This is a genomic window from Mesorhizobium sp. M4B.F.Ca.ET.214.01.1.1, from assembly GCF_004791545.1.
Classification (GTDB): domain Bacteria; phylum Pseudomonadota; class Alphaproteobacteria; order Rhizobiales; family Rhizobiaceae; genus Mesorhizobium; species Mesorhizobium abyssinicae.
Map to the genome: position 1 here is coordinate 183,883 of NZ_SRUX01000003.1, position 26,033 is coordinate 209,915.

Sequence of the window (26,033 nt, forward strand, 5' to 3'; positions counted from 1 at the left end):
TATGAACGTCCAGCGCCGCCTCCTGCCCACCACAGCCGCCCTCGCCGCCTTCGAGGCGGTGGCGCGGCTAGGCTCGTTCACCGCCGCCGCCCGCGAACTCGACCTCACGCAAGGCGCCGTCAGCCGGCAAATCAGCCTCTTGGAAGAGCAGTTCGGACGCCGGCTGTTCGAGCGCGACAGCCGCAATGTCCGGCTGTCGACGGCGGGCGATATCTATGCCGAAGCGGTGCGCTCAGCACTTGGTCAATTGCGCGACGCCGCTCTCGGATTGATGAGCAATCGACATAGCGGCGCGCTGAACCTGGCAATCCTGCCAACCTTCGGCACACGCTGGCTGATGCCACTGATCCCGGATTTCGTCGCCCGCCACCCCGACATCACCATCAACTTCGCCACCCGCATCGGCCGCTTCGACTTCGCCCGCGAGAGGCTGGATGCCGCAATCCATCACGGCATGCCCGACTGGCCGGATGCCGACTGCACGCTGCTGATGCGCGAAACCGTGATGCCGGTGGTTTCGCCCGAATTCCTGGCCAGCCGCGACGTCGCCACGCCGGCCGATATCAGCCGCCTGCCGCTGCTGCACATGGCGACGCGTCCTGGCGCCTGGAGCGAATGGTTCGAGGAGCAGGGTCTCAGCGCACCGACTGGGCCGGGCATGCAGTTCGAGCAGTTCGGCACAGTCGCCCAGGCCTGCATGGCGGGGCTCGGCGTGGCGCTGCTGCCGGAAATCCTGATTGCCGGAGAACTGCAGCGCGGCCAGTTGCTGCCGGCCCCCGGCCAGCCGATGCAGAGCCGCAGCGCCTACTATCTGGTCGTGCCCCACGACAAGCGCGGCCATCCACCGGTTGCCAGTTTTCGCGACTGGCTGCTGGGCCAGGTTGAAAAGGAGCCGGCTTTCCTGGCCTGGTAACTACTTGCGCTTCATCGCCTCGGCGAGCGCCGCGCCGAACGCACCCTGAGATGGCCGCTCCGGCTGGCGTTGCGGTGCTGGCGAGCGCGGCGCCGGCTTGCCGCCATCGTCACGCTGGCCGCTGCGCGCCGCTCCACCTTCGCCGCCATCCTTGCGCATCGACAGGCCGATACGCTTGCGCTTGATGTCGACGTCGACGACGCGCACCTTCACCACGTCGCCCGCCTTCACCACCTCATGCGCATCCTTGATGAAGCGGTCGGCCAGCTGCGAGACGTGGACCAGCCCGTCCTGATGCACGCCGATGTCGACGAAGGCGCCGAAAGCAGCGACATTGGTGACGGTGCCTTCGAGCTGCATGCCCGGCTTCAGGTCCTTGATGTCGTCAACCCCCTCGGCAAAGGTCGCCGTCTTGAAACCAGGACGCGGATCGCGGCCGGGCTTTTCCAGCTCCGCCAGGATGTCGCGCACCGTCGGCAGGCCGAAGCGCTCGTCGACGAAGACACGCGGATCGAGCGCCTTGAGCGCGGCACTGTCGCCCATCAACGCGCGCACGTCGCGGCCGCAGGCGGCGACGATCTTCTTCGCCACGCCATAGGCTTCGGGATGCACCGAGGAAGCATCGAGCGGCTCGGCGCCATTGGCAATGCGCAAAAAGCCGGCGGACTGTTCGAAGGCACGCGGTCCGAGCCGCGCCACTTTGAGCAGGTCCTTGCGGCTGGCAAACGGCCCGGTCGCATCGCGATGCGCAACGATTGCTTCGGCAAGCGACGGCCCAAGCCCCGAAACCCGCGCCAAGAGCGGCGCCGACGCCGTGTTGAGATCGACGCCGACGGCGTTGACAGCATCCTCGACCACTGCTTCCAGAGAACGGCCAAGACGGTACTGATCGACATCGTGCTGGTACTGGCCGACGCCGATCGACTTCGGCTCGATCTTGACCAGTTCGGCAAGCGGATCCTGCAAGCGGCGAGCGATCGACACGGCGCCGCGCAGTGACACGTCGAGGCCGGGGAATTCCGCCGCTGCCGTCGCCGAGGCCGAATAGACCGAAGCGCCCGCCTCGCTGACGATCACCTTGAGCGGCTTCGGGCCGGAACCGGCTGGCAGGTCCGACAGCATGTCAGCGACCAGTTTCTCGGTCTCACGGCTGCCGGTGCCGTTGCCGATCGAGATCAGCTCGACCTTGTGCTGGCGGATGAGCGCGGCGAGCTCGGCCTGCGCCCCGCGCACGTCGTTCCTGGGCGGGAACGGATAGACCGTCGTCGTCGCCACCAGCTTGCCGGTGCCATCGACCACCGCCACCTTGACGCCGGTGCGGATGCCCGGATCGAGCCCCATCGTCGGCCGCGAGCCGGCGGGCGCGGCGAGCAGCAGGTCCTTCAAGTTGCGCGCGAAGACGTGGATCGCCTCCTCCTCCGCCCGCTCGCGCAGGTCGCGCATCAGGTCGAGCGTCAGATGCAAGGACAGCTTGATGCGCCAGGTCCAGCCGGCGACCTCCATCAGCCAACGGTCGCCCGGCAAGCTGCCGCCGATCGCATAGGCATTGGCAATCATGCGCTCGACCGGCTTCACCGGCGATTGATCGTCGGCATCGACCTCGATGTCGAGCGACAGCACCTCCTCGTTGCGACCGCGCAGCATGGCCAGCGCCCGGTGGCTGGGTGCGTTCGCCCAGCGTTCGACATGGTCGAAATAGTCGGAGAATTTCGCGCCCGCCTCCTGCTTGCCATCGACGACCCTGGCGCGCAGGAAGGCACGCTCCTTCATATAGGCGCGCAGCTTGCCGACCAGATCGGCATTCTCGGCGAACTGTTCCGACAGAATGTCGCGCGCGCCCTCGAGCGCGGCCTTTGCGTCTGCCACTTCTTCGGTGATGTAGGCGAGCGCGAGATCGGCGGGCACCGCCGCGCGGTCGGCAAGGATCGCCTCGGCCAGCGGCCCGAGCCCACGTTCCCTGGCGATCTCCGCCTTGGTGCGCCGCTTCGGCTTGTAGGGCAGGTAGATGTCTTCCAGCTCGGCCTTGGTGGCGGCAGCAATGATCTTGGCCTCCAATTCCTCGGTCAGCTTGCCCTGCTCACGGATGGAACCGAGGATCGTCTCGCGGCGCGCGTCGAGCTCGCGCAGATAGGCGAGCCGCTCGGCCAAATCGCGCAATTGCGTGTCGTCGAGCCCGCCGGTGACCTCCTTGCGGTAGCGGGCCACGAAGGGCACCGTCGCGCCCTCGTCCAGGAGGCCGATCGCCGCCGCCGCCTGCTCGGGCCGCGCGCCGATCTCGGCCGCGATGATTGCTGCAATGCGTTTGATGTCGGATGCCATGCCGGTCCCTGTCGAAAAGAGCGGCGACCATAGGCCTGGATGCCGTCCTCGCCAACCGCGCTGTTCGGGCCCCGTAGCGAGGTTCCACAGAAAAACGGCTGCGAAACCGCCCCGCCGAGGCGGCTCAGACCATGCGGCTCAGCGCCTCGAAGAAGGCGACCAGCTCGACATCGAGCCGGTCATCGACCGGCTCCGGCTGCGACGACATCTTGGCGATCACCACTTCGGCCTTCGGGTTGACGTAGAGCCATTGGCCGTGGATGCCGATGCCGCAGAAGGCGCCGCTGTCGGCGCCGGTCTGATACCATTTGTTGCGGTAGCGGCCCTTGGGAAAGAGAAAGGCCATCGTGCCGCGCTGCCAGGCCTCGAAGCTGCCGCCGGTTGAAACCGTGTCGCGCACCCAGGCATCCGGCACGATGCGGCGGCCATTGGCCATGCCGCCCTGCCGCATCATCTCGCCGACCCGCGCCAGGTCGCGCGGCGTCACCGAAATGCCGCCGGCCGTGCGCGCCGTGCCTTCCATGTCGACGGCGATCGAACCCTCGCCCATCGCGCCGAGCGGCTGCCACAATTTCGCGCGCAGGAGATCGCCGATGCGATGTCCGGACGCCCGCTCCAGCAGCATGCCGAGCAGATCGGAATTGGGCGAGCGGTAGCGATAGGTGCGCCCGTGCGGCTCGCCGAGACGCTGCAACGTCAGGATGAACGCCTTGAGGCTTTCGGACCCGCCACCCGGATTCCACAGCGTGGCGCGGCGGTAGCGGGCAAACGCGCTTTCGGGATCGAGATAGGCCTCCTCGAAATCGAGGCTGACGCTCATGTCGAGCACATGCCGGCAGCTCGCATCGCCATAGGCCGAACCCTCGGCTTCGGGGATATAGCTGACGACCGGCGCGTCCGGGTCGAATACCCTCTCGCCTTCCAGTATGCCGGCAAGGATGGCGGTGAAGGACTTGCTGATCGAGAAGATGATGTGGCGCGCGCCGAACTCCATATGCGGCGCGAACCAGTCGCCGACCAGCCTGCCGCCCTTCAGGACCGTCAGCGCATCGGTGTCAGAGCGCTTGAGAAAAGCCGCGACCGTTTCCGGCTCGGCCGCCAGGGCGACCTTTTCGTCGAGCAGCCCGCCAAGCGCCTGCGCCGGCGCCTCTGCGCCGCCCGACGCCGCGAAGGGCGTGCTCGGCACCAGTTCGCCGACATTCTGGAACGACCAGCGATTGAATGGGCTTTCGCGCCAGTTGGAGAGCAGCACCGCATTGCGGGCAAAGCCATACTGTGTCTCGAACGCGGTCCTGCCGGTCATGACGATCTCTTCTGCTTGTTGTGGGTCAGCCCAGCGCCGCGGCAATGGCGTGCACGGCCTTCAGCGTCGCCACCGAATAGGCAATGTTGGCGAAATCCGGGTAGGTCGACAGCTTCACCACGACCATCCGGTTGTCCCAGCCGATATGGATCAGCTGCCCGAACACGCCCCGGCACATCAGCGCGCGCGAGCGCGGATCCTCGATCCAGAACTGGTTGCGATAGCTACCTTCCGGCAGGCTGGGATTGAAGCCGGGACCGTGCCTGCCATTGCGTGTCGCTTCGATCCAGTCGGCCGGCACCACGCCACCGCCATTGTCGAGGATCAGCTGGCCGAAGCGGCCATAATCGCGCAGCGTCGCATTGAAGCCGCCCTCGGCCAGCGCATAGCCGGCGCTGTCGACGCTGAAGCAGGCGCTCTCATCGGCGCCAAGCTTTTGCCAGAGTTCCTCGGAAACCAGTTGCGCCAGGCGCTTGCCGGTCACCCGCTCCATGATGAAGGCGAGCACGTCGGTCTCGATCGAGCGGTATTCGAACGCCTCGCCATGCGGCCGGACCTTGTCCTTCAGCCGCAGGATCAGCTCGAACATGTGCGCCGGCCACTGGAAGGCGGGGTCGCTGCTAGGCGGCACCGGTTTCCAGCCGCTGGCGACGTCGACCTGGCCGATCTCCGAATAGGGGTTGGTGTACTCCTCGGAGAAGCGTACGCCCGTCGTCATATCGAGCACCTGCTGCACGCTGGCGCCTGCCCAGGCGGTCTCGCCGAGTTCCGGAAGGTAGCTGGTCACCGGCTTTGCCGGATCGATCAGGCCGCGCCCGGCGAGGATGCCGAACACCGAGCCGGTGACCGACTTCGCCATCGACTGCGACAGATGCAGCGAGCGCTCGTCCATACCGTTGAAATAGCGCTCATAGGCTATCTTGCCGTCCTTGAGCACGAGAAAGCCGTCCGTGTAAGTCTCGTCGAGCAGCCCGGCGAGCGTCGTCGCAGATCCCGTGCTGTCCACCACCGGCAGGTCGTCGAGATCGACCTCGACGCGCTCGAAACGGCGGCGATGACCATTGCCACGCCAGACCTCGACGGTCGGCAGGACCTCACGGATATTCTGGAATGCCCAGCGGTTCCATGGCCCTCTGTCCCAATCGAGCTTCGGTGGGACCAGCTTCGGCGGCGAGCCCTGCATGATCGGCGGCCGCGGATCAGAGTTGCGGTAGGAGTCCATGATCAATGTCCCGACGACATGAAAACGGACCCGGCGGCGCCTGCCGCCGGGTCCGTCGCTATGCGGCTACTTCTGCAGTTCGGTCCAGATCTTGGTGTAGAGTTCCTGGACCTCGGGCGGGCACATCACCTGCAGTTCGGCATGCGCCTTGTCTGCCTCGGGAATGACCACTTCGGGCGCGTCCTTCATGTCGGCCGGCATGTATTTGTCCGAACCGGTGATGGCATTGGCGTAGCGGTGGAATGCCGACAGCCCGGCGGCATTTTCCGGGTCCATGATGAAGTTCTGGAACAGCTTGGCGTTCTCGACGTTCTTCGCTTCCTTGAGAACGGCGACATTGTCGCTCCACAGTCCAAAGCCTTCCTTCGGATAGTTGTAGTGGATGGCGGGATTCGCCAGCCGCTGGCGCAGCGCCGAGCCGTTCCAGTCACTGGTCGCCTTGAAGTCGCCGGCGCCCATCTTCTCGATGGTGTTGTATTCCATGGCGATCCAGTTGGGCTTGGCGGCAACGAGCAGGTCGCGCACCTTCTTCAGCACCGCCTTGTCGTCCGTGCACTGCTGGCCCCCGACATATTTGGTGGCCGCGAACATGACGTCGCCCATCTCGGGGACGACGTTGACCTTGCCCTTCAATTCGTCCGGCGTATTGAAGACGATCCCCCAAGTGTTGGCCGGCCCCTTGTAGGCATCGGTGTTGACGACCACACCGATCGTGCCCCAGGCCCATGGCACAGTGTATTTGCGGCCTGGATCGAAATCGGGATTGGCCCATTCCGGTGCCACATTCTTGAAGTTCTCCATCTTTCCAGGATCGGTCTCGAGCAGAAGACCTTCCTTGATCCAGATCGGAACGTAGGTCTGCGAGGGCACCGCGATGTCGAAGCCGGTGCCGCCCTGGCGCACCTTGGCCAGCGCCGTGTCGTTCGAATCGTAGTCGGTGATCGTCACCTTGACGTTGTATTTCTGTTCGAACTTCTTGATGACGTCGGGGCTGGTATAGTTGCCCCAATTGTAGATGTTCAACTCGCCATCGGCGAAGGCCGCGCCTGTCGACGCGAGCAGCGCCAACCCGATGGCGGTCGCCGTGATCTTCCAGTTCATGGTTGTGCTCCCATTTCTGATGTCTAATCGCGTTTCCTGCTGATGAAGAAAAACAACGTCACGATGGCGACCGACAAGAGCAGGAATACGGTCGATATCGCGTTTATCTCGGGTGTTATCCCCCGACGGATCTGGCCGAGCATGTAGGTCGGCAGCGTGTCCTGGCCGCCCGACTTGACGAACTCGGTAATGACGACGTCGTCGAGCGAGATGACGAAGGCCAGCATCAGCCCGGCCAGGATGCCGGGCCACAGCAGCGGCAGCGTGATGCGGCGGAACGTCCGCCACGGCGTCGCGTAAAGATCGGCGGCGGCACGTTCCAGCGTCAGGTCCATGTTCTCCAGCCGCGCCCGGATCGGCAGGTAGGCGAAGGGGATGCAGAACGCCGTATGCGCGGCGATCAGATAGCCGAGGCCGGAATAGCCGGTGAAAATCTTGATGCGCGAGAAGAAGATGAGCAGCGCCACGCCGGTGACGATCTCCGGCACCATTAGCGGCTGGTTGATCGCCGCGTATTTGAAGGTCAGCCCGGGATAGGCCGCTGTCCGGGTCGTCGCCAGCGCCGCCATGGTTGCGGCGATGGTCGCCAGCACCGCGGCAACCGAGCCGATCTGGAACGATCGCACGGTGGCATCGATGACCTGCGTGTTCTGCCATGCCGACTGGAACCATTTCAGCGAGAAGCCGCCCCATTCCGAGGTCGATGTCGCGGCGTTGAAGGCGTAGAACACCAGGACGATGATCGGCAGATAGAGGACGACGAAGCAGGTCGCCGCGATCGCGGTGAAGCCCGGCTGGTGCTTGATCGAGAAATTAGCCATGGCGCACCTCCGCCCGTCCGGCATTGCGCACATAGGCCAGCAGCGCCACCATAACGATGATCATCACCGTGATCGACAGCGCCGAGCCGAGCGGCCAGTTGCGGCCCTGCCCGAACTGCAGCTCGATCAGGTTGGACAGCATCATGTTCTTGCCGCCGCCGAGCACGCTGGGCGTGACATAGGCGCCGATCGCCGGAATGAAGACCAGGATCGAGCCGGCGATGACGCCCGGCCTGACCAGCGGGAAGATGATGCGCCGCAGCACCTGGAACCGGCTGGCGTAGAGATCGTAGCCGGCCTCGACCAGCCGGAAGTCGAGCTTCTCCATGCTGGCATAGATCGGCAGCACCATCAGCGGCAGGTAGACATAGGCCATGCCGATCAGGATCGCCGTATCGGTGAACAGGATTTGGACCGGCGCCGAGACGATGCCGAGCTTGATCAGGATGGTGTTGATGATGCCCTCGTTGCGGATGATCTGCAGCACCGCGAAGGTGCGGATGAGCAGGTTCGTCCAGAACGGTATGGTGATCAGGAACAGCCAGATGTCGCGCGTCTTTTCACTGCGCGTCGCCATGAAATAGGCGGTCGGGAAACCCAGCGCCAGGGTGGCGATCGTCGTCACGATCGCCAGCTTGATGGAGCGCCAGAAGATGGTGACGTGAGCGGCGGCAAGCGAAAGCGTGTCGTCGAAAATGTCACGCTCCATGAACACCGACAGCCAGGCCTCCGGCGAGAATTGCCATTTCACGTCGCCGTACGCGCCGGGCGTCAGCAGCGAATAGACCAGCACGATCAGCAGCGGGCCGGTCGCCGCCAGAAAGATGATGATGAGCGCCGGCGCCGACAGCAGCCAGCGCGTGCGGACGTCGCGCCGTTCCGCTTCCTTGGCGACTTGTTCCGCGGTGGCCATCAGTCCCTCAGCACTTGCGCGGCGTCGTTGCCGATCTGGATGCCGACCTTGTCGCCGCGCTCGAAGCCGCAGCCGGCGCTGCGCGTGTTCTGCTGACGCACGGTGAAGGCCTCGCCGCTGTCCAGCTGGACATGGATATGCGTGTCGGTGCCGAAATAGACGATGTTCTCGACCGTGCCCGACAGATCGCCCTTGCCGCTGGTCAGCTTGGCATGCTCCGGCCGCACCACCACGGTGGCGTTGTCCTTCGGCTGGAAGCCTTCGGCCACCGTCGCCTCGATGGTCGCGCCGGATTTGAGCGTCGCCCGCGCCTTGCCGCCGCCCATGCCCGATATGGCGGCGGTGAGGAAGTTGGTCTCGCCGATGAAGTCGGCGACGAAGCGTTCCGCCGGCTTGTCGTAGATGTCCCAGGGCGTGCCGACCTGCAGGATCTTGCCCGACGACATCACCGCGATGCGGTCCGACATCGTCAGCGCCTCTTCCTGGTCGTGGGTGACGAAGATGAAGGTGATGCCGGTCTCGTGCTGCAGCCGCTTCAGCTCGATCTGCATCTCCTTGCGCAGCTTGTAGTCGAGCGCCGACAGCGGCTCGTCGAGCAGCAGCACCTTCGGCTGCGGCGCCAGGGCCCGGGCGAGCGCCACGCGCTGCTGCTGGCCGCCTGAGATCTGGCTGGTGCGGCGGCCTGCAAGCGCCTCCATCTTGACCAGCTTCAGCATCTCGCCGACGCGCGCCTTGATCTCGGCCTTGGACTTGCCGAGCATTTCCAGCCCGAAGCCGATGTTCTCGGCCACCGTCATGTGCGGAAACAGCGCGTAGGACTGGAACACGGTGTTGACCGGCCGCTTGAACGGCGGCAGCGGCGCGATGTCCTGGCCGTACAGCAGGATCTCGCCGGCGGTTGGAAAGTCGAAGCCGGCGATCAGCCTCAGAAGCGTTGTCTTGCCGCAGCCGGAAGGGCCCAGCAGCGTGAAGAACTCGTTTTCGCGGATCGACACGGAAACCGTGTCGAGAGCGGCAACCTGGTTTTCACCGCTGCCAAATACCTTGCGGACGCCACGAACCTCGATCGCATTCTTATCCGGTTGTTCCGGCACGATTACCCCATTGAGATGGCCTGCTCTTGGCGGCAGGTTTTGTTCCTGTTTGATTGTCACCATAAGCCAATCGGCTTGGCAACTGCGGAGCTTGGACTGGACTAAAAAGCAATTCCCGTGCCACCGTCAGGCTTGATAGGTGACCTTTCCGCCGCAAACCGTGGTGACCGGCCGCACCTTGTGCAGGTCTTCCGGCGCGGTCGCCTCGATATCGGCCGAGAGCACCACCAGGTCGGCCAGATAGCCCGGCTTCAGGCGGCCCTTGCGGTTCTCCATGAACTCGGCATAGGCCCCTTCCACCGTATAGCCGGCAATCGCCTCGTGCAGCGAGAATCTCTGATCGGGGTCGGTGCTTGCCCATGGTTTGCGCAACACTGCCGCCTGGATGCCCAGGATCGGATCGATCGGCGCTACCGGCCAGTCGGAGGCGAAGACGACGCGCGCGCCGGCATTCTTCAGGGTCCGCCATGCATAGCTTAGCGGCCAGCGGGCCTGCCCGATGCGCGACACCGTCGGTTCCAGCGGAAAATCCATCGCGCCGGGTGGATGCGGCGGCTGCATGGAGGCGATGACGCCAAGCTTTTCGAAGCGCGGCACATCGTCGTCGGTGATGACCTCGATATGCTCGACACGATGCCGGCTGTCGCGCTTGCCGTTGGCCTTGGCGGCCGCCTCGTAGCCGTCGAGCACGGCGCGCACCGCCCCGTCGCCGATCGAATGCACCGCCATCTGCAGCCCGAGCTTGTCGACGACGACCGCAAGCTCGGCGAACTGCGGCGGCGTGAACAGCGGCTCGCCCACCCAGTCCGGCCGGTCGGCATAAGGCTCGACCATCACCGCCGTCCAGGAATCGAGCACACCGTCGTAGAAGACCTTCACCATCCCCGACGACAACCACTCGCCCTTGTAGCGTTCGGCCATGACGGACGCCTTGTCGAGCATGTCGAGCGTCATGAAATTCTTGTAGTGAAACGGTATCTGCGCGCGGCAGGGCAAGCCCTCCTCGGCCTCGATCTCGGCCAGCAGCTCGAGTTGGTAGAGATTGCCGTCCATGTTGTGGATCGAGGTGATGCCGTGGCGCGCGCACCAGGCGAGCCCACGCCGCATGATGTCGCGGTCGGCGGCGCGCTCGGCAGCGGTCGGCGTCGGATCCGGCTCGCCGCCGGTCGCCAACCCGAGCCGCACCCGGCCTTCGCCGGCAAGATCGAGCACCGGACCGAACGCTTCGCCCTCGCGCAGCTCGCCCGCGGCCAGGCCATCCTCGCCCATGACGATTTCGTTGCCCGGACCAAGCGTGCGTCCGTGCAGGATGCCTGCCAGTTCAAGCGCCTTGGTGTTGGCCCACATCGTGTGGTGGTCGGGAGCGGCCATGACGAAAGGCCGGTCCGGCAGGATCGCGTCGAGATGGTGGCGCGTCACCCGCTCGTCGCCAAGCACGGTATAGTCGACGCCTTGCGCGACCAGCATCTTGGCGTCGGGCCATGCCGATGCATAATCGCGGATCGCTGCTTGCAGCGCCTCGAAGCCGTGGACGCCCGACAGTTGCAGATGCGCAAGCTCGGCTGCGCCCGAAAACAGATGCATGTGGGCTTCGATGAAGCCGGGGATCACCGAGCCGCCCCCGGCGTCGACGATCCTGGTGGCTGCTCCCGTGTAGCCTTCTATCGAGGCACGGCTGCCGATGGCGATGATGGCGCCGTCCTTGACGGCAATGGCTTCGGCGGCGGGATTGTCGGCATCCATGGTCAGCACACGACCGTTGACGACGATCAGATCCGCATTGTGATCCGCACCCGTGACAGACATCGCGACTCCGCGCTTTTGACGACTGGCCGTGACCGGCAACCCTTGACCAACGGCGTTCCACTCCGCCGGAGCGGCGCGCCATGGGACAAGAATGATGCCAGCGCGCTGTCTTCGAAATTCCCCTTGTTATCCCGGCAGACAGCGTGGATAAAGAATGCGACTAATTATTCGCGTTTGTCAACGCTCCGAATTTCGAATGAATTGTGGACAGCACCCAGCGCCTGTCTTGAGACCGGGCGGGGAACGGGGACCTAGAGCCGTGAAGCGCAGCCTCAGCCGCGAAACCAGGATAGCGCTCGAACCGCGCAAGCAGCCGCGCCAGCAACGTTCGAGCAAGGTGGTCGACAGGATTCTCGACGCGGCGCTGACCTTGACACGGGAGCAAGGAACCAAGGCGCCGACGACGCTCGCCATCGCCCAGCATGCCGGCCTGTCGGTCGGTTCGGTCTACCAGTATTTTCCAAACAAGGAGGCCATTCTTCTCGACCTCGCCCGGCGCTGGCTGTCGTCGTTTCCGGAGGTGATCGCAAGGCGCATCGAGGTCGCCCCGCCCACCAACCGCGAAGAGTTTCGCCAGGAAGTGCGCAAGCTCTTCATCGACACCTCGAAGCTCTATCTCGACAACGCCAGCCTGATGCCGGTGATCGAGGCCATATCGGGAAATGCCGACCTGAGGCCGATCCAGAACGAATATGACGACCAGATCGTCGCCCTCTACGCCGCATGGCTGCAGCATGTGAACCCGGCTCTTGAAGACAAGGTCGCGAGCCGCCTCGGCTTGCTGATGATGGAGGTCGGGCACGCATGCCGGCTTGTGGGGCTGAAAAGGGATCGCAAGACATACGACCTTATCGAGGACGATGTGGAAGTGATGTGGCTCGCCTTGGTGAACCCCTATCTCAATCTTGACTGATTTCGCACTTCGAGAGGAATTTCATGAAGACTGTCTACTCGCCGCTTCACGCCGGCCATGCAGGCCAGATGGAACTGGTCACGTCGGCGATCGTGCCGGGTTTCGAAAAGCCGTCGCGGGCGGAATTCATCAGGGCGCGCGTCGAGAGCGAGAAGTTGGGGCCGATCATCGGGCCGGTCGAGCATGATCTCGCCGCCGCCAAGCGCGTGCACAGTGCCGACTACATCGACTTCCTGCCGACCGTCTGGCCGCGATGGACGGCTGAGGGGCACAAGGGCTCGGCCATGGCGTTCACCTGGCCGACGCGCGGTTTGCGCGGCGACATGCCGCCGCAGCGCATCGACGGCCTGCTCGGCTATTATTCCTTCGACGCCGGCGCCACCTTCGTCGAAGGCACCTGGACGGCGATCAAGTCGTCCTATGAAGTGGCGCTGACGGCGGCGGAACTGGTCAAGGCCGGCGAGCCGGCCGCCTTCGCGCTCTGCCGCCCGCCCGGCCATCATGCGGGCGCCGCCTTCATGGGCGGCTATTGCTTCATCAACAACGCCGCCGTCGCCGCGCAGTGGTTCCTCGACCAGGGCGCCAGGCGCGTCTCGATCCTCGATGTCGACTACCATCACGGCAACGGGACGCAGGAGATCTTCTACGGCCGCGGCGACGTCCAGGTGATCAACCTGCACGGCGATCCGATGACCGAATATCCGTTCTTCCTCGGCCATGCCGACGAGCACGGGATCGGCGAAGGCGAAGGCTTCAACCTCAACTACCCGATGCCGTTCGGCACCGACTGGGACGGCTGGAACGCCTCCCTGGAGGATGCCTGCGCCAAGCTTGCCGCTTACGCCCCCGATGTCGTCGTGGTGTCGCTCGGCGTCGACACGTTCGAGAAGGACCCGATCAGCCAGTTCAAGCTGAAGAGCGCCGACTATCCCAAGATCGGCCGCCGCATCGCCAGGCTCGGCCTGCCGACGCTGTTCGTCATGGAAGGCGGCTATGCTGTGGAAGAGATCGGCATCAACGCCGTCGGCGTGCTGACCAGCTTCGAGGACAGGTAGGAAGCCAAAGGGCGCCCGCAGCCGCCCTTTGGAACTCTACGCTAGGCGGCAGCGCCGGGGCTCGGCGCCGCGGACGGCACGGCCGGTTTGCGGGAACGGCCAAGCATGTACACCGCCACCGCAGCAATGACGCCCGCGGCCAGGATGGCGGCCGCCAGCACCGGCCGATACCAGAACCAGGCGATGGCGATCGTCGTCGTCCCGACCAGGATCGCCAGGACGAAGGCGATGATGCCGGTGCCCAAACGAGCCAGGCTGCCGAGGAAGGGTATGACGTCGAAGATCACCCCGATCGGGCCGAGCAGCAGCGCAAAGCCTATCGTCAGCAGGATCAGGCCGCCGGCGCGCAGCAGCCAGGTTATCAGCGTGTTCGCGCTGACCGCCTCGGCGAACATCCTGTCGGCCGGCACGTCGTCCGTATCCACCATCAGCAACGCATCGCCGGCCGCCGTCTGGTAGGGCTCGAACCGGTCGCCGCCCTGGCGCGCGACGATGCTGACGGTGCCGAGCGGCGCCAGCTCGTAGTCGATGCGATAGTCGCCCAGCGCCGGCGACGTCGTATCGGCGCCGAGATAGATCCTGCCGTCGACGATGTTGATCGGCTTTGCACCGGTATAGGCAGCCTCGATCGCAGCCGACTGGCTGGACGAGAGCGAAAATTCCTTGTCGCCCCCGATGCGGTCGAGCACCGGCCTGTCGAGCGTGAAGGCGCCGAGTTTGCCCTCCGCAATCTGGAAGCTCCTGCTGTGGATCGCCATCGGCGGATTCTGGTGGCCATCGGGCTTCTTGAAGTCGGATGAGTCGATCTGGCTGTCGTCCCACACCTTCGAATAGCTGTAGGTCGTCACCGTCTCCTCGCCGCCGCCCAGCTTCTTCGTCGTCTCCGACTTGGAGTCTTCCTTCCACTGGTACATCTCGACGCTGCGCGACAGGCGCAGCCCCTCGGCCTGAATGCCGAAATCCGGATCGGCAAGACCGTTATCGGCCGTCACCGGTCCAGTCACATGCACCAGCCTGCCGTCATTGCCGGCGTCGACGCTGTCGACGCCGACCGAGACGACGGCGCCGGCGCCTTCCGCCAGCGAGCGCGCCGTCTGCACCGCGCGGCCTTCGTTCCAGAACAGACCGATCACCATCAGCACGATCAGGATCAGGCCGAAGACCACCCCGCCGACCGCGCGCTTGATCCGTCCGAACCACGAGACGGACGTCACTTCCTGGAATGAATCGCTCATCGTTTCCCCCGCAAGACCACCGGCAACGGACGCCCATCCATTGCCGCCATACGAATCCTAGCCGAATCGGCCGCGCCCCGATATGGCGGCCCGGCACCGCCCTCGCTTTTCCATCGAAGAGACCTGTTGAAAGCAGCGCGAAACGGCCCCTGAGTCGCGATCCGAGTCCACCGGATTCGATTTTGTCAAATCGCGTTTGATGTCGGATTCATCTACGGGTAGATTAGACCCGAATCAGCCGGTCCTCGGGGGGCGCGGCGACCACCCAAAGTCTCAAGTTCCGGCACTCGGCCGGCACCAGACGCGGACGGCTTCGCGTTCCCTGTAGGGATTCCGACCTGGTTGGGCGCTGACCGCGCCTTGAGTGTGTCTTCGTGACAGTGACGCGTATTTCGGGTTCGGCCGCTGGCGACACCAGCACCGGGCACATGGATCGATTCCGGCCAAAGCATAAGATGAGCAGTCCCGCCGCGCTTCTCCAATCCGAACCATCGCGCCTGGCGTCTCGCGGCGACCTCACCAGCTTTTTCATGCAGCTTGCCGCCGAGATCGGCGCCGACAGCTACATGCTTGTCGCCATCATCCACGACCAGGATCGCAGCGATGCCCGCATCGTGTCCTCCAACTGGATATTCGACGCCATCGAACTCATCGGCAAACGGCTGATAGCCGGCCTCGCCCAGGGACCGCTGACCGCGTCGCCCGGCAACCGCCCGAGGCCGCTGGTGGCCGCCCAGGCGCCCGATGCCGGCGCGCTGCTGAGCGGCGAGGAGGCCCGCCTGCTCGATGTGCTCGGCCATGCCGAAATCTACTCGCTGCGGCTGAATGTCGGCCGCCAGCGCCTGTTCGTGCTGTTCTCGGCCGCCCAGGCCGGCAAGATCGACCAGCCGGGGCTGATGAAGGCCCAGCTGAAGTGTTGCTACGCGCTGTCCAACATCCCGCAGCTGATCGCCGCCGCTGCCATGCAGGACCCGCTGTCCGACCGCGAGCGCGAATGCCTGTTCTGGGTGTCGGAGGGCAAGACCACCGACGAGGTCGCGCTGATCCTCGGCGTCTCGTCGAACACCGTCAACAGCTACATCACCCACGCGATCCAGAAATTCGCGGCCAGCAACCGCGCGATGGCCATCGCGACGGCGATCAGGAGCGGCATCATTTGAAACAGGCACAGGTCAAGGAGGCAGCCGAGGCCCTCTTCAACGAGCAGCGCAGCCCCTTCGGCGCCTTCTCGCTCGGCTCCGAAACGCACCACGCCGTCACCATTCCGGACGCCGTGCGCCGCTGCCGCTGGATCGCCGTCGACATCAATGCCGGGGCTTTCGGCCTGTTCTTCGTCAGCCCTTCGCTGGAACGGGCCCGCCTCGTGCCAAGCTTCGATTCGGACTACCCCGGCACCTCCGTGGCCACCAAATTCATCTCCGGCGCCAATGGCGAGGAAATGGTGCGCCACACCCGCATCTCCACGGCGCCGCGCTGGTGGGCGGACGACGGCATCGCCAGCTCCCAGCAGGCCTTCCAGGACCTTGCCTGGGCCGAAAGAACCGCGCCGCTCGCGCCCGGCACCAACGGCATCGCCTTTCCCGTCCATGCCGACCGCGGCCAATGCGGCCTGGTCATTTTCCTCGGATCGGAAATCGCCTTGCCGCAGGACGTGCTCTACGAGATCCACGCCCGCTGCTTCTCGCTCTTTGCCGCGGTTGCCCGCATCCGTCCGACCGACACCAGCCGGATGCGCTCGATCTCCAAGCGCGAGCTCGAATGCCTGAAGCTGACCGCCAACGGCAACACCAGCGAGGAGATCGCCAAGCTGCTGAAATTGTCGGTGCACACCGCCAACCAGTACCTGACCCAGTCGACGCAGAAGCTCAACGCCGTCAACCGCAACCAGGCGGTGGCCAAGGCGCTTCGGCTCGGCCTCATCGAATAGATCGACCCGCGAACTCTCTACACTCGGACCGGGCCAAAAGCGCGCGCCGGTTCGAGGCAACGGCATGCCAGGCGCGGTGGTCGATCGACCGCCGCGCCTTGCTTTCATCAAAGGCGGATTTTCAGTAGGCGAGCGGCTCGGTCCTGCGGATGCGGGCCTGCTCGATCACCGCTTCCAGCAAAGCGGTGTTGTGCTCCGGATTCTCGCCCGGCTTTTCGAACGAGACGTAGTTGACCACGACATGGTCCTTGTCTTCGCTCAGCGTCAGCTGGAAATAGACGGTGACGCCGGGCGGCCTGAGCTCGAGGTCGAGCACGATGCGCGGGCTGCCGCTCCAGTCGACATGGGCTTCGCCGCCGTGACCGAGCCTGAGCGTACCCGGCATGAAGAACAGTTCGGCCGCCGAATCCACCAGGTCCGACAGGCAAGCGAAATGCTCCAGCCGTATGAAAGCGATATAGTCGGCGACATCGATCAGCCTGAGTTCGGCGATCACCTGCTCGATGGCGCTGGCGACGATGATTTCGCGGGATTTTGCATAAGCTTGCCGGTTCATGAGGTCAGTCTGCGCTCAGCCTTTTTCGAGTAGACGATCCGCACCAGCTCGGCGACGGCCTGATAGAATTGCGACGGGATCACGCTATCAACCGAAACTTGCTTGTACATGGAGCGCGCAAGCGCCACGTCTTCGAAGATCGGGATGTTGTGCTCCCTGGCGATCTCGCGGATCTTCAGCGCCACCAGATCCTGACCCTTGGCCAGCACCAGGGGCGCGGAATCCTCCTCGCGGACATATTTGAGCGCAATGGAAAAGTGCGTCGGATTGGCAATGATCAGGGTGGCGCGCGGCACCGCCGTCATCATGCGGCGGCGCGCCCGGTCGCGCGCCAGCGACCGCAGCCGCGACTTGACGATCGGGTCGCCTTCCGACTGCTTCATCTCGTCCTTGACTTCCTGCTTGCTCATGCGCAGGTCGCGCCGCCAGTTGAAGCGGGACCAGACGAGGTCGACCGCCGCGATCAGCCCCATGACGAAGACGATCGCAACCAGTATGTCGACGGCGATGCTGCGGATGACAAGGCCGAAGGCGACCGGATTGGTGATCATGCCGGCAAGCAGCCTGCGGTGATCCTCTGACAGCGTGAAGCCAAGCACGACGACGGCAAAGCCGAGCTTGCCCAGTGATTTCAGGAACTCGACGAAGCCCTGCACGCCGAACATCCGGCTCCAGCCCTTGGTGATGGAAATGCGCGACAGCTGCGGCCTGATCCGGTCGCCGACGAATTGCGGCATGTTCTGGCACACCGACGCGCCGACGCCGGCCACCACCAGCAGCACCAGCAGGCTGACGACGGCGCGGCCGATCTCGAAAATGACGGACTGGTAGAGCGCGATGACGTCGTTTTCGGTGTCCATCGGCCAGGCTTCCGGCTTTTCCAGGAACATCGACAGGAACATGCCGAGATCGACGATGGCGTCCTTGGCATAAAACACCGTGAACACCAGTATGGCGACGAAGGAGGTGAAGATCGCCGCTTCACGCGAATGGGGCAGCTTGCCCTGTTCGACGGTGTCGCGGATCTTCTTTTCTGTTGCTTCCTCGGTTTTGGAGTCCTTGTCGACCGCTTCAGCCATGGCGCGTCAACCGAGCCGTCGCCATCATGCCGCTTCGCTCTGTGCCGATGAGGGGAGTTCGAACGCCCCATCGCGCGACAGCCGGATCGTGGCCACCGCGATCGTCTTGCGGGCTCCCAGGATGTCGGCCAGCGCGACGCCTTCGGATCCCTGGCCGAGCTCGGATTCGATCATGCGTCGCGACCTTGCGCCGATCGCCGACAGCACCGATTCGGTGAGCGCCGGCGGCGCGCCGCGCAGCGCCAGCGTGACCAGTTCTGTCGACAGCCCGTCGAACAGCAGCACCCGCGCCTTCTGGGTCAGCAGCGGCAAATCGTCGAAGGCGAACAGCCGCGACCTGACGCCGTCGAGATCAGGCGTGCCGGCCTCCTCCAGGTCGTGCATCACCTCTTCGAGCTGAGGCTTGTCCATTTCGTTGAGCACGCTGGCGACACGCGCCTGTCCGACCGAGATGTCCTTCGCCGCCGCCTGTGACAGCAGACTGCTGCGCAATTGGCTTTCGACGATCTTGGCCGCCGCGTCAGGGACCGCGGCCAATGTGACCATGCGTTTGATGATCTGGCTGCGGATGGGCTTTTCCATCGTCAGCAGCACATTGGCCGCCGTCTGCGAGGAAAGTTTCGACAGCACCAAGGCCGAGGTCTGCGGATGCTCGCCGGACAGGAAGGCGCCGAGGCGGCCGGCCTCCAGCTTTTCGAGGTCGGGCCAGATCGGCGGCGGCCCCTCGGGCGCCACCTCGAACCTCTTGTCGCCCATGATGGCGCTCATTTCCTCGGGCGACAGCGATTCGTTGAGGATGGTGTCCATCCGGTCAGCGGAATCGAGCAGTCCCGCCCCCTCGGTGAATTCGGCTTCGAACTCGGCGACGATGCGCTCGAGATCGTTCTGCGGGATGGTGCGCAGCAGGCGCGCCCCTTCGATCAGTGCCTTCAGCTCCTCCTGCTTGAAAAATTTCAAGAGCCGGCTGGCCGAGGGCTTGCCCATCGCCACCAGGATGGCGGCTGCCTTCTGCGGGCGCGTCAGCGTGGTCAGCGTCGTCATGCTGTCTGTCCTTGCAGGCGATCGATGGGCGCGCCGGCCATTGCCTATGCGCTCTTGGTGGCGGCGATGATTTCGGTCAGCCTGATGCCGAAGCGCGACGGATCGCTTTCAAGCACGGTGATCTCGCCGCGGGCGATCTTGCGGCCATTGACCACGACGTCGACAGGTTCGCCGATGCGCCGGTTGAGCGCCACCGTCGAGCCCTTCTGCAGCGCCATCAGGTCGGACACCGCCATCTCGGTGCTGCCGAGGATGATCTGCACGTCGACCGGAATGGCCATGATGATGCTGGAATTGGCGCCTGATGCCGCCCGCAGGGCCGCGTCCGGCCGCCGCTCCTCTTCCTTGAGGACGCCGCGCAGTTCCTCGATGGCGCGGTCGAGTTGCTCGTCCGGCTGGTCGGGGTCGGCTTCCACCTTGGTCTTTGCCATACGTCGTCTCCAAAAAATCGGGCCAGCCCGGCGTCAGCCCGGCATCAGCCCGTCGATGAAATCCTGCCCGGCATCGTAGGGTTGCCGGACGCGGACGGTGTAGTTCTGGCCGAGCTTGCCGAAATCGCAGACGAACAACGTCTTGTCGCGCGCGCTGAGCCGCGCTTGCGATTGCGCCGTCTCCTCGAATTCGATGATCTGCCCGACTTCGAGGCTGGCGAGGTCGCCGAGCGTCAGCCGCGCAAGCGGCATCGTCGCTTCCAGCATCACCGCCGAGCGCATTACTTCTTCGGAGAAGCGCGCGCGCCAGTCGGAGCCGGCCGCGTGATCGTCCTCGTGGGCGCCGGCAGCGCCGCCGCGAGTAGCCAGCAGGACGCGCTGCGGGATCATCACCGTGACAGTGCCGCTGTCGGTCGGCGTCGAGATGCCGAACACCATGCGGACCGACGCCCCGTCACGCAGCACGCGCCGCTTCGCCTCCATGCCGGACATCGCCCTCTGCACCGGCAGCCGCAATTCGAGCGAGCGTTTGCCCGATCCATTGAGCGCCTGCGCGACCAGCTGGAACACCGTCGTCGCCACGTCGGTTTCGATCTGCGACAGCTCGCGCTCGATCGGCGAGACCGGCACGTCCGGGTCGCCGCCGAACAACGCGCAAACCATCACCGCGATGCCCGGCGCGTCGAGCACCAGGGTCATGGCATCGGAGGAGGTCGGCGAGGCGACGATGGTCATGGCGAATGTGTCGCCGGCATCGCTGCGCGCCTCGGGAACACGGCTGACCGCGACCGCGCGCAGATCGACGGTGACCGGTGCGCCGAGTTCGCCGATAAGGCTCTTCTGCAGCAGCGGCACGGCGCGTTCGGCCATCCCCCGGCCGGCGCCGATGACATGATCGGCCTCGCCGCTGTCGCCGACGAGACGTTCGATGATCAGGGAACGGGTCTGCGACGGACTGCCCGGACTGGTCATGATGGCGAGCGGCCTTGTCTGTCTTCACGCATGCTCAGGCCGCTTTCTTTTCGCCCGAGCCGGTGTTCATCGTGCTTTGCTCGACCGCATCGATGGTCGGCCGCTCGTAGGACGAGATGGTCTTGCGGCCGAATTCGATCGCGACCTGCGGCAGCGCGCCGTTCATGTAGGCGAGCAGCGTCTGCTTGACGATGATGTAGAGGCGGTTCTTCTTCTCGCGCACGGTCTTGATCTTGGTGGCGACCGGGCCGACGACGGCATAGGACAGGAAGATGCCGAGGAAGGTGCCGACGAGTGCGGCGCCGATCAGGCCGCCGAGGATTTCCGGTGACTGGTCGAGCGCGCCCATCGCCTTGACCACGCCGAGCACCGCGGCGACGATGCCGAGCGCCGGCAGGCCGTCGCCCACCGCCACCATCGCGTGGTAGGCCTTCAACTTGTCGGTCCTGATGGTCTGGATCTCCTCGTCCATCAGCGCCTCGATCTCATGCGAGCGCGCATTGCCGATGATGATGATGCGGCAGTAGTCGCAGATGAAATGCGTCAGGTCGTGGTTCTTCAGTACCGTCGGGAAGGCCTGGAAGATCGCCGACTCTTCCGGATTGTCGATATGCGCCTCGACCTCGCTGCGCGACTTGGAGCGCAATTCGCGCATCAGGCTGTGCAGCACGCCGAGCGTCTCCAGATAATCCCGTTCCTTCGGCACCGCCTGCTTAAACGCTTCGAGAATGCCCTTGCCGGTGTCCTTGACGGTCTTCATCGGGTTGGCGACGAGGAAGGTGCCGAGCGCCGCGCCGCAGATGACCACCGCTTCCCAGGGCTGCATCAGCACGTGCAGATGGCCGCCCATGGCCATGAAGCCGCCGAGGACGCAGCCGAGCGTCACCACCAGTCCGATCAGAATGCCCACGCAAGATCCTTCCGCATGTCACCGCAGGTCCCAACCGATAATCCCCGTGCCTTGTGTGAGGCTTGAATCGACGAGGCTTCAACCCCGCGAGGTCCGGATCGCGGGTTGCGGGGCCGATTCAGCTTCGCGCAAGGAAGTGACTGTATTTTCCTGGGATAGCTTCGGCCGGAGGCGCACAGCGTGTTGAACACTTATACGAGCTACCAACTTATCGCCAAGGACATACCCAAGGCGATCGACCAGGTTGAGGCGCAGCCCGTCGTCAAGCGCGATACCGACTACTATCTCGCCAATATCGGCAACATCAAAACCATCGACGACTTCGTCAAGGACACCCGCCTGTTCACCTATGCCATGAAGGCATACGGCCTGGGCGACATGGCCTATGCCAAGGCTTTCATGGTCAAGGCGCTCAAGGAAGGCGTCTCGGATTCGGACAGCTTCGCCAACAAGTTGAGCGACAAGCGCTATGCCGCCTTCGTCAAGGCGTTCAACTTTGCCGCCTACGGCTCGACCGCCACGCTCTTTCCCTCCGCCCAGCAAGGCGCGGTCGACAAATACATGCGCCAGACCCTGGAGGAGAACGCCGGCGAGACCAATCAAGGCGTGCGGCTTGCGCTCTACTTCCAGCGCAAGGCGCCCGACATCACCAACTGGTACGACGTGCTGGCCGACACTGCGCTTGCCAGCGTGGTGCGCACCGCCCTCGGCCTGCCCGATTCCTTCGCCTCGGCCGACATCGACAAGCAGGCGCAGCTGTTCGAGCAGAAGCTCGACATCGCCGACTTCAAGGACACCGACAAGCTGAACAAGTTCCTGACCCGCTTCACCAGCCTGTGGGAGATCAACAACCCGACCTCGACGGCAACGACATCGGTCAGCGTGCTCTTTTCCCAGCCGACCACGGTCGGCATCTCGACCGATCTGATGATGGCCATGCAGAAACTGAAATTCTGAGAACACCATGCAGGACAGCCTTTACGTCGCCCTCTCCTCGCAGATCGCGCTCGAGCGCCGGCTCGACACCATCGCCGACAATGTCGCCAATGCCTCGACCATCGGCTTTCGCGCCACCGGCGTGAAATTCGAGGATGTCGTCTCCGGCACCGGGCCGAAGTCGGTCTCCTTCGCCTCCTCGGGCAACACCTATCTTTCGACGGCGCACGGCTCGATGACCGAGACCGGCAATCCTTTCGACTTCGCCATCCAGGGCGATGCCTGGTTCGCCATCGAGACGCCGGGCGGCACGGTGATGACCCGCGACGGCCGCTTCTCGATGAACGAGAACGGCGAGCTTATGTCGATCGAAGGCTATCCGGTGCTCGACGGCGGCGGCGCGCCGATCCAGCTCGACCCTCGCAACGGACCGCCCAAGGCCGGCGCCGACGGCTCGCTCAGGCAGAACGACCAGCTGGTCGGCGCCATCGGCCTCTACAATTTCGACCCAGGGCAGAATTTCGTCCGCTACGGCAATTCCGGCATCGTGCCCGCGCGGACGCCTGAACCTGTGACCGATCGCTCCGACGTCGGCGTGGCGCAGGGTTTCCTCGAGGAATCCAACGTCAATCCGGTGCAGGAAATGACCCGGCTGATCATGGTCCAGCGCGCCTTCGAGAACACGGCGGCGCTGATGCGCCAGACCGATTCGACGACCGACGACGCGATCAAGACGCTCGGCTCCAAGTAAAGGCATGTCGACCAGCCCACCCTCGCTGCGCGCTCTGGAAAAGCAGCCGGAAGCAGCACCTGCCGACCGGCTTGCCGCCCTGGAACGCGTCCTGCGCCGCTTCGACCGCGCCGAGTCCCTTCTCCGGCGCGGCGGTCGCGTCGCCGAGATCTCGCCGACCCACTACAAGGTGCGCGGCCTTTCCGACATCGCCAGGCTGGGCGATATCGTCGAGCAGCGCGGCCTTGCCGGCACGCGTCGCGGCGAAATCGTCAGGATCGGCCGCGACGAGGTGGTTGTGGCCCCCTTCGAGCGCAGTGCCGACGCCGGCATGGGCGACGCCGTGTTTCGCCGCGGACCGCTGGCCGTGACGCCGCATGCCTCGTGGCGCGGGCGCGCCATCGACGCGCTGACACGCGCCATCGACGGCGGCCCGCCGCTGGTCAGGCCCGCATCCACGCCGGGCGAGGATGCCACGACCCCGGGCGCCATGGCGCGGCAGCGCGTCGGCACCGCCTTCATGACCGGGGTCAGGGTCATCGACATCTTCACGCCGCTCTGTTTCGGCCAGCGTCTCGGCATCTTTGCCGGCTCCGGCGTCGGCAAGTCGACGCTGCTCGCCATGCTGGCCGGCGCCGATGCCTTCGATACGGTCGTCGTCGCCCTGATCGGCGAGCGCGGCCGCGAGGTGCGCGAGTTCCTCGAGGACACGATCGGCGCCGAAAGCATGGCCAAGACCGTGGCCGTGATTGCGACCAGCGACGAAAGCGCCATGATGCGTCGGCGCGCGCCGGACACCGCCATGCGCGTCGCCGAGCATTTCCGCGACCAGGGCCACCGCGTGCTCCTGGTGCTCGATTCGATCACGCGCTTTGCCCACGCGCTGCGCGAGGTGGCGACCGGAACCGGCGAGCCGCCGGTCGCGCGCGGCTATCCGGCTTCCGTGTTCACCGACCTGCCCAAGCTGCTCGAGCGCGCCGGACCTGGCGCCGAGGGCCCCGGAGTCAAAGGCAAGGGGTCGATCACGGCCATCATTTCGGTGCTGGTCGACGGCGACGACCACAACGATCCGGTCGCCGATTCCGTGCGCGGCATCCTCGATGGCCATGTCGTGCTCGATCGCGCGATCGCCGAACAGGGCCGCTATCCGCCGGTCAACCCGCTGTCGTCGATCTCGCGCCTGGCCGACAAGGCCTGGAGCGCCGAGCAGCGGATGCTGGTGACCAGGCTGAAGTCGATGATCTCGCGCTTCGAGGACACGCGCGACATCCGCTTGCTCGGCGCCTACCAGGGCGGCGCCGACGCCGAGCTCGACATCGCCGTGCGCCAGGTGCCGCTGATCTACGAGGCGCTGACGCAGTCGCCGAAGGACCGCGCGTCCGTCGATCCGTTCGCCGACCTCGCCCGCTACCTGAAGGGAAAGCAGAATGGCGATGCAGGAGAGTGAGCGCCAATATACCGAGCGCCTGCTGCGCGAGATGATCGACGACGCCAGGGCCAAGGAAGACGCCTTGGCCGAGGAAGCACGATCCGCCACAGCAAAGGCCGCGCGCGCCATGGCCGCCAAGGTCGCGGCCAAGACCGGGGCTGTCCTGGCCAAGGCGGCGAAGCCCGCCCTTCCGAGGACCGCCGGGCCTGCCAGGACCGCCGGGGATGATTTGCCCGCGGCTGCCCAGGTTGCGGCCGCCGAGACGATACAGGCCAGCCGCGATTCGCTGATCGATGACCTGTTCCCGCGCACGGAATGGCCCACGCCGCCGAAGGCGGAATTCCCGCGGCTGGGCAAGAAGCCCGACCGGCGCAGCGATTTCGTCGTCGCGGCGCTCGGCGTCACGCTCGGCCTGATCTGCGCGCTGTTTCCCTGGTACATCTTCTTCAACCAGGAACAGTTCGGCGTGCAGGCCATCAAGTTCGGCGGCAGCGGCAGCAATGCCGGACGCGTCAGCGGTGGCTCACAAATGGAAAATCCCGGCCAGCCGCTGACGGCCAAGGATGTTCCCGATGTCGACCTGTTCGCCACCGGCACGCTGCAGGACCCCGAGGATCCCGCTGAGGCGCCGGGCGTCGACCAGCAGCCCTTTCCGGCCGATCCCAAGTTCCGCATGGTGCATGTTGCCAACGGCCGCGCCATGATCGAGGACGACGCCGGCCTGTGGATCGTCCAGCGCGGCTCAAAGCTGCCGGATTCCAGCATCGTCTCGTCGATTGAGCAACGCGGCGGCAAATGGGTCATGGTCACCAGCACCGACCAGGTGATCGACCTCTCCAGATAGCGGCGCGCGGGCCGGTCGCGCGGCGCTGCGCCATGCCGGCCCCGCGCAAGGTCCGCGCAAGACTGGCGGCCTAGTCTCTGGGAACCCCGTCCGGAGATTCCCATGGAGCCCGTCAACCTTTTCGATCTCGCCACGAAGCAGTCGCAGTGGCTGGCCGTGCGCCAGTCGGCCATTGCGTCCAACATCGCCAACGCCAACACGCCGGGCTACACGGCGGGCGATGTCGAGCCGTTCGAGAAGGTCCTCGACCGCACCGCGGTGTCGCTGCAGGCCACCCAGGCCGGGCATCTCGGCGGCGAGGCGACGAATGCTGGTTTCAGCATCAAGCCGGAGGAAAGCACCGGCTCGATCATGCCGTCGAAGAACAGCGTGGTGGTGGAAGACGAGTTGATGAAGGCCGGTGAGGTCCGCCGCTCCTTCGAGCTCAACACCGCGATCGTCAAAGCCTTCCACTCCATGATGATGATGGCGGTGAAGAGCTGA

25 protein-coding genes are annotated in these 26,033 nt (G+C 65.1%); 10 read left to right on the forward strand and 15 right to left on the reverse strand.

Annotated features, from left to right (window positions below):
• The first annotated feature begins 1 nt into the window (after position 1).
• The gene (locus EN857_RS07275; protein ID WP_127391477.1) at positions 2 to 913 is read left to right on the forward strand and encodes a LysR family transcriptional regulator; all 912 of its coding nucleotides are present in this window, start codon (positions 2 to 4) and stop codon (positions 911 to 913) included.
• Here the strand turns inward: EN857_RS07275 and EN857_RS07280 are convergent, their stop codons facing one another.
• The 8 genes from EN857_RS07280 to EN857_RS07315 form a co-directional block, all read right to left on the reverse strand.
• Positions 914 to 3,232 carry a Tex family protein gene (locus tag EN857_RS07280; RefSeq protein WP_128345991.1) on the reverse strand — a complete coding sequence of 773 codons (2,319 nt, stop codon included), beginning with the start codon at positions 3,230 to 3,232 and terminating at the stop codon, positions 914 to 916.
• Positions 3,233 to 3,356: 124 nt separating this feature from the next.
• Complete coding sequence (locus EN857_RS07285; protein ID WP_127391475.1) at positions 3,357 to 4,535, reverse strand: serine hydrolase; 1,179 nt, start codon at positions 4,533 to 4,535, stop codon at positions 3,357 to 3,359.
• Between the two features lie 25 nt (positions 4,536 to 4,560).
• Complete coding sequence (locus EN857_RS07290; RefSeq protein ID WP_127391474.1) at positions 4,561 to 5,757, reverse strand: serine hydrolase; 1,197 nt, start codon at positions 5,755 to 5,757, stop codon at positions 4,561 to 4,563.
• Positions 5,758 to 5,823: 66 nt separating this feature from the next.
• Positions 5,824 to 6,858, reverse strand: a complete 1,035-nt coding sequence (locus EN857_RS07295) for an extracellular solute-binding protein (protein WP_127283889.1) — start codon at positions 6,856 to 6,858, stop codon at positions 5,824 to 5,826.
• Between the two features lie 23 nt (positions 6,859 to 6,881).
• A complete protein-coding gene (locus EN857_RS07300; RefSeq protein WP_127283890.1) occupies positions 6,882 to 7,679 on the reverse strand; it encodes an ABC transporter permease in 798 nt (265 codons plus the stop codon).
• Complete coding sequence (locus EN857_RS07305) at positions 7,672 to 8,592, reverse strand: ABC transporter permease (RefSeq protein WP_127283891.1); 921 nt, start codon at positions 8,590 to 8,592, stop codon at positions 7,672 to 7,674. Before EN857_RS07305 ends, EN857_RS07300 begins: the two co-directional genes overlap by 8 nt.
• Complete coding sequence (locus tag EN857_RS07310; RefSeq protein ID WP_128345992.1) at positions 8,592 to 9,686, reverse strand: ABC transporter ATP-binding protein; 1,095 nt, start codon at positions 9,684 to 9,686, stop codon at positions 8,592 to 8,594. The genes EN857_RS07305 and EN857_RS07310 overlap by 1 nt, the downstream gene beginning before the upstream one ends.
• Positions 9,687 to 9,812: 126 nt before the next feature.
• Complete coding sequence (locus EN857_RS07315; RefSeq protein WP_127392615.1) at positions 9,813 to 11,492, reverse strand: amidohydrolase; 1,680 nt, start codon at positions 11,490 to 11,492, stop codon at positions 9,813 to 9,815.
• A 259-nt stretch (positions 11,493 to 11,751) separates the two neighbouring features.
• On the opposite strand from EN857_RS07315, the gene EN857_RS07320 reads away from it, so the two are divergent.
• On the forward strand, positions 11,752 to 12,405 hold the full coding sequence (locus EN857_RS07320) for a TetR/AcrR family transcriptional regulator (protein ID WP_127392614.1): 654 nt from the start codon (positions 11,752 to 11,754) through the stop codon (positions 12,403 to 12,405).
• Positions 12,406 to 12,428: 23 nt separating this feature from the next.
• Complete coding sequence (locus EN857_RS07325; protein ID WP_127392613.1) at positions 12,429 to 13,460, forward strand: histone deacetylase family protein; 1,032 nt, start codon at positions 12,429 to 12,431, stop codon at positions 13,458 to 13,460.
• 41 nt (positions 13,461 to 13,501) lie between these two features.
• Here EN857_RS07325 and EN857_RS07330 read toward each other — a convergent pair whose 3' ends face one another.
• Entirely contained in the window at positions 13,502 to 14,695 is a 1,194-nt protein-coding gene (locus EN857_RS07330; RefSeq protein WP_127392612.1) for a TMEM43 family protein, read from the reverse strand.
• A 455-nt stretch (positions 14,696 to 15,150) separates the two neighbouring features.
• On the opposite strand from EN857_RS07330, the gene EN857_RS07335 reads away from it, so the two are divergent.
• Together EN857_RS07335 and EN857_RS07340 are read left to right on the forward strand one after the other, a co-directional pair.
• A complete protein-coding gene (locus tag EN857_RS07335) occupies positions 15,151 to 15,855 on the forward strand; it encodes a helix-turn-helix transcriptional regulator (protein ID WP_127392611.1) in 705 nt (234 codons plus the stop codon).
• A complete protein-coding gene (locus EN857_RS07340; RefSeq protein WP_128274216.1) occupies positions 15,852 to 16,622 on the forward strand; it encodes a helix-turn-helix transcriptional regulator in 771 nt (256 codons plus the stop codon). The genes EN857_RS07335 and EN857_RS07340 overlap by 4 nt, the downstream gene beginning before the upstream one ends.
• Positions 16,623 to 16,743: 121 nt before the next feature.
• On the opposite strand, the gene EN857_RS07345 is transcribed toward EN857_RS07340, so the two are convergent.
• The 6 genes from EN857_RS07345 to motA are packed head-to-tail and all read right to left on the reverse strand — an operon-like array spanning position 16,744 to position 21,611.
• Complete coding sequence (locus EN857_RS07345) at positions 16,744 to 17,178, reverse strand: hypothetical protein (protein WP_127283899.1); 435 nt, start codon at positions 17,176 to 17,178, stop codon at positions 16,744 to 16,746.
• Positions 17,175 to 18,257 (reverse strand): flagellar biosynthesis protein FlhB, encoded by a 1,083-nt coding sequence (flhB, locus tag EN857_RS07350; RefSeq protein ID WP_135858255.1) that lies wholly within the window; start codon positions 18,255 to 18,257, stop codon positions 17,175 to 17,177. The genes EN857_RS07345 and flhB overlap by 4 nt, the downstream gene beginning before the upstream one ends.
• 24 nt (positions 18,258 to 18,281) lie before the next feature.
• Complete coding sequence (locus tag EN857_RS07355) at positions 18,282 to 19,298, reverse strand: flagellar motor switch protein FliG (protein WP_127392608.1); 1,017 nt, start codon at positions 19,296 to 19,298, stop codon at positions 18,282 to 18,284.
• Between the two features lie 44 nt (positions 19,299 to 19,342).
• Positions 19,343 to 19,729, reverse strand: coding sequence for a flagellar motor switch protein FliN (fliN, locus tag EN857_RS07360; protein WP_127283902.1), 387 nt, complete (start codon positions 19,727 to 19,729; stop codon positions 19,343 to 19,345).
• A gap of 33 nt (positions 19,730 to 19,762) precedes the next feature.
• Positions 19,763 to 20,701, reverse strand: coding sequence for a FliM/FliN family flagellar motor switch protein (locus EN857_RS07365; RefSeq protein WP_128345993.1), 939 nt, complete (start codon positions 20,699 to 20,701; stop codon positions 19,763 to 19,765).
• Between the two features lie 34 nt (positions 20,702 to 20,735).
• Positions 20,736 to 21,611 (reverse strand): flagellar motor stator protein MotA, encoded by an 876-nt coding sequence (motA, locus tag EN857_RS07370; RefSeq protein WP_127393963.1) that lies wholly within the window; start codon positions 21,609 to 21,611, stop codon positions 20,736 to 20,738.
• 180 nt (positions 21,612 to 21,791) lie between these two features.
• Between motA and EN857_RS07375 the strand changes: the two genes are divergently transcribed.
• The 5 genes from EN857_RS07375 to flgB all read left to right on the forward strand — a co-directional run bounded on the left by EN857_RS07375 (position 21,792) and on the right by flgB (position 26,033).
• Positions 21,792 to 22,568, forward strand: a complete 777-nt coding sequence (locus EN857_RS07375; RefSeq protein ID WP_187331326.1) for a DUF1217 domain-containing protein — start codon at positions 21,792 to 21,794, stop codon at positions 22,566 to 22,568.
• Positions 22,569 to 22,575: 7 nt separating this feature from the next.
• The gene (gene flgF, locus EN857_RS07380) at positions 22,576 to 23,298 is read left to right on the forward strand and encodes a flagellar basal-body rod protein FlgF (protein WP_127283906.1); all 723 of its coding nucleotides are present in this window, start codon (positions 22,576 to 22,578) and stop codon (positions 23,296 to 23,298) included.
• Between the two features lie 4 nt (positions 23,299 to 23,302).
• The gene (gene fliI, locus EN857_RS07385; protein ID WP_128346518.1) at positions 23,303 to 24,724 is read left to right on the forward strand and encodes a flagellar protein export ATPase FliI; all 1,422 of its coding nucleotides are present in this window, start codon (positions 23,303 to 23,305) and stop codon (positions 24,722 to 24,724) included.
• Complete coding sequence (locus EN857_RS07390; protein ID WP_127393850.1) at positions 24,705 to 25,550, forward strand: hypothetical protein; 846 nt, start codon at positions 24,705 to 24,707, stop codon at positions 25,548 to 25,550. Before fliI ends, EN857_RS07390 begins: the two co-directional genes overlap by 20 nt.
• Positions 25,551 to 25,652: 102 nt before the next feature.
• Positions 25,653 to 26,033, forward strand: a complete 381-nt coding sequence (gene flgB / locus EN857_RS07395) for a flagellar basal body rod protein FlgB (protein ID WP_127311690.1) — start codon at positions 25,653 to 25,655, stop codon at positions 26,031 to 26,033.

What these genes read in the sequence shown, in the direction of transcription:
- EN857_RS07275 (WP_127391477.1), top strand. Translation starts at nt 2, where the DNA reads ATGAACGTCCAGCGCCGCCTCCTGCCCACCACAGCCGCCCTCGCCGCC.
- EN857_RS07290 (WP_127391474.1), bottom strand. Translation starts at nt 5,757, where the DNA reads ATGGACTCCTACCGCAACTCTGATCCGCGGCCGCCGATCATGCAGGGC.
- EN857_RS07355 (WP_127392608.1), bottom strand. Translation starts at nt 19,298, where the DNA reads ATGACGACGCTGACCACGCTGACGCGCCCGCAGAAGGCAGCCGCCATC.
- fliI (WP_128346518.1), top strand. Translation starts at nt 23,303, where the DNA reads ATGTCGACCAGCCCACCCTCGCTGCGCGCTCTGGAAAAGCAGCCGGAA.
- flgB (WP_127311690.1), top strand. Translation starts at nt 25,653, where the DNA reads ATGGAGCCCGTCAACCTTTTCGATCTCGCCACGAAGCAGTCGCAGTGG.
- EN857_RS07330 (WP_127392612.1), bottom strand. Translation starts at nt 14,695, where the DNA reads ATGAGCGATTCATTCCAGGAAGTGACGTCCGTCTCGTGGTTCGGACGG.
- flgF (WP_127283906.1), top strand. Translation starts at nt 22,576, where the DNA reads ATGCAGGACAGCCTTTACGTCGCCCTCTCCTCGCAGATCGCGCTCGAG.
- EN857_RS07295 (WP_127283889.1), bottom strand. Translation starts at nt 6,858, where the DNA reads ATGAACTGGAAGATCACGGCGACCGCCATCGGGTTGGCGCTGCTCGCG.
- EN857_RS07305 (WP_127283891.1), bottom strand. Translation starts at nt 8,592, where the DNA reads ATGGCCACCGCGGAACAAGTCGCCAAGGAAGCGGAACGGCGCGACGTC.
- EN857_RS07280 (WP_128345991.1), bottom strand. Translation starts at nt 3,232, where the DNA reads ATGGCATCCGACATCAAACGCATTGCAGCAATCATCGCGGCCGAGATC.
- EN857_RS07285 (WP_127391475.1), bottom strand. Translation starts at nt 4,535, where the DNA reads ATGACCGGCAGGACCGCGTTCGAGACACAGTATGGCTTTGCCCGCAAT.
- EN857_RS07390 (WP_127393850.1), top strand. Translation starts at nt 24,705, where the DNA reads ATGGCGATGCAGGAGAGTGAGCGCCAATATACCGAGCGCCTGCTGCGC.
- EN857_RS07315 (WP_127392615.1), bottom strand. Translation starts at nt 11,492, where the DNA reads ATGTCTGTCACGGGTGCGGATCACAATGCGGATCTGATCGTCGTCAAC.
- fliN (WP_127283902.1), bottom strand. Translation starts at nt 19,729, where the DNA reads ATGGCAAAGACCAAGGTGGAAGCCGACCCCGACCAGCCGGACGAGCAA.
- EN857_RS07345 (WP_127283899.1), bottom strand. Translation starts at nt 17,178, where the DNA reads ATGAACCGGCAAGCTTATGCAAAATCCCGCGAAATCATCGTCGCCAGC.
- EN857_RS07365 (WP_128345993.1), bottom strand. Translation starts at nt 20,701, where the DNA reads ATGACCAGTCCGGGCAGTCCGTCGCAGACCCGTTCCCTGATCATCGAA.
- EN857_RS07335 (WP_127392611.1), top strand. Translation starts at nt 15,151, where the DNA reads ATGAGCAGTCCCGCCGCGCTTCTCCAATCCGAACCATCGCGCCTGGCG.
- EN857_RS07325 (WP_127392613.1), top strand. Translation starts at nt 12,429, where the DNA reads ATGAAGACTGTCTACTCGCCGCTTCACGCCGGCCATGCAGGCCAGATG.
- EN857_RS07300 (WP_127283890.1), bottom strand. Translation starts at nt 7,679, where the DNA reads ATGGCTAATTTCTCGATCAAGCACCAGCCGGGCTTCACCGCGATCGCG.
- flhB (WP_135858255.1), bottom strand. Translation starts at nt 18,257, where the DNA reads ATGGCTGAAGCGGTCGACAAGGACTCCAAAACCGAGGAAGCAACAGAA.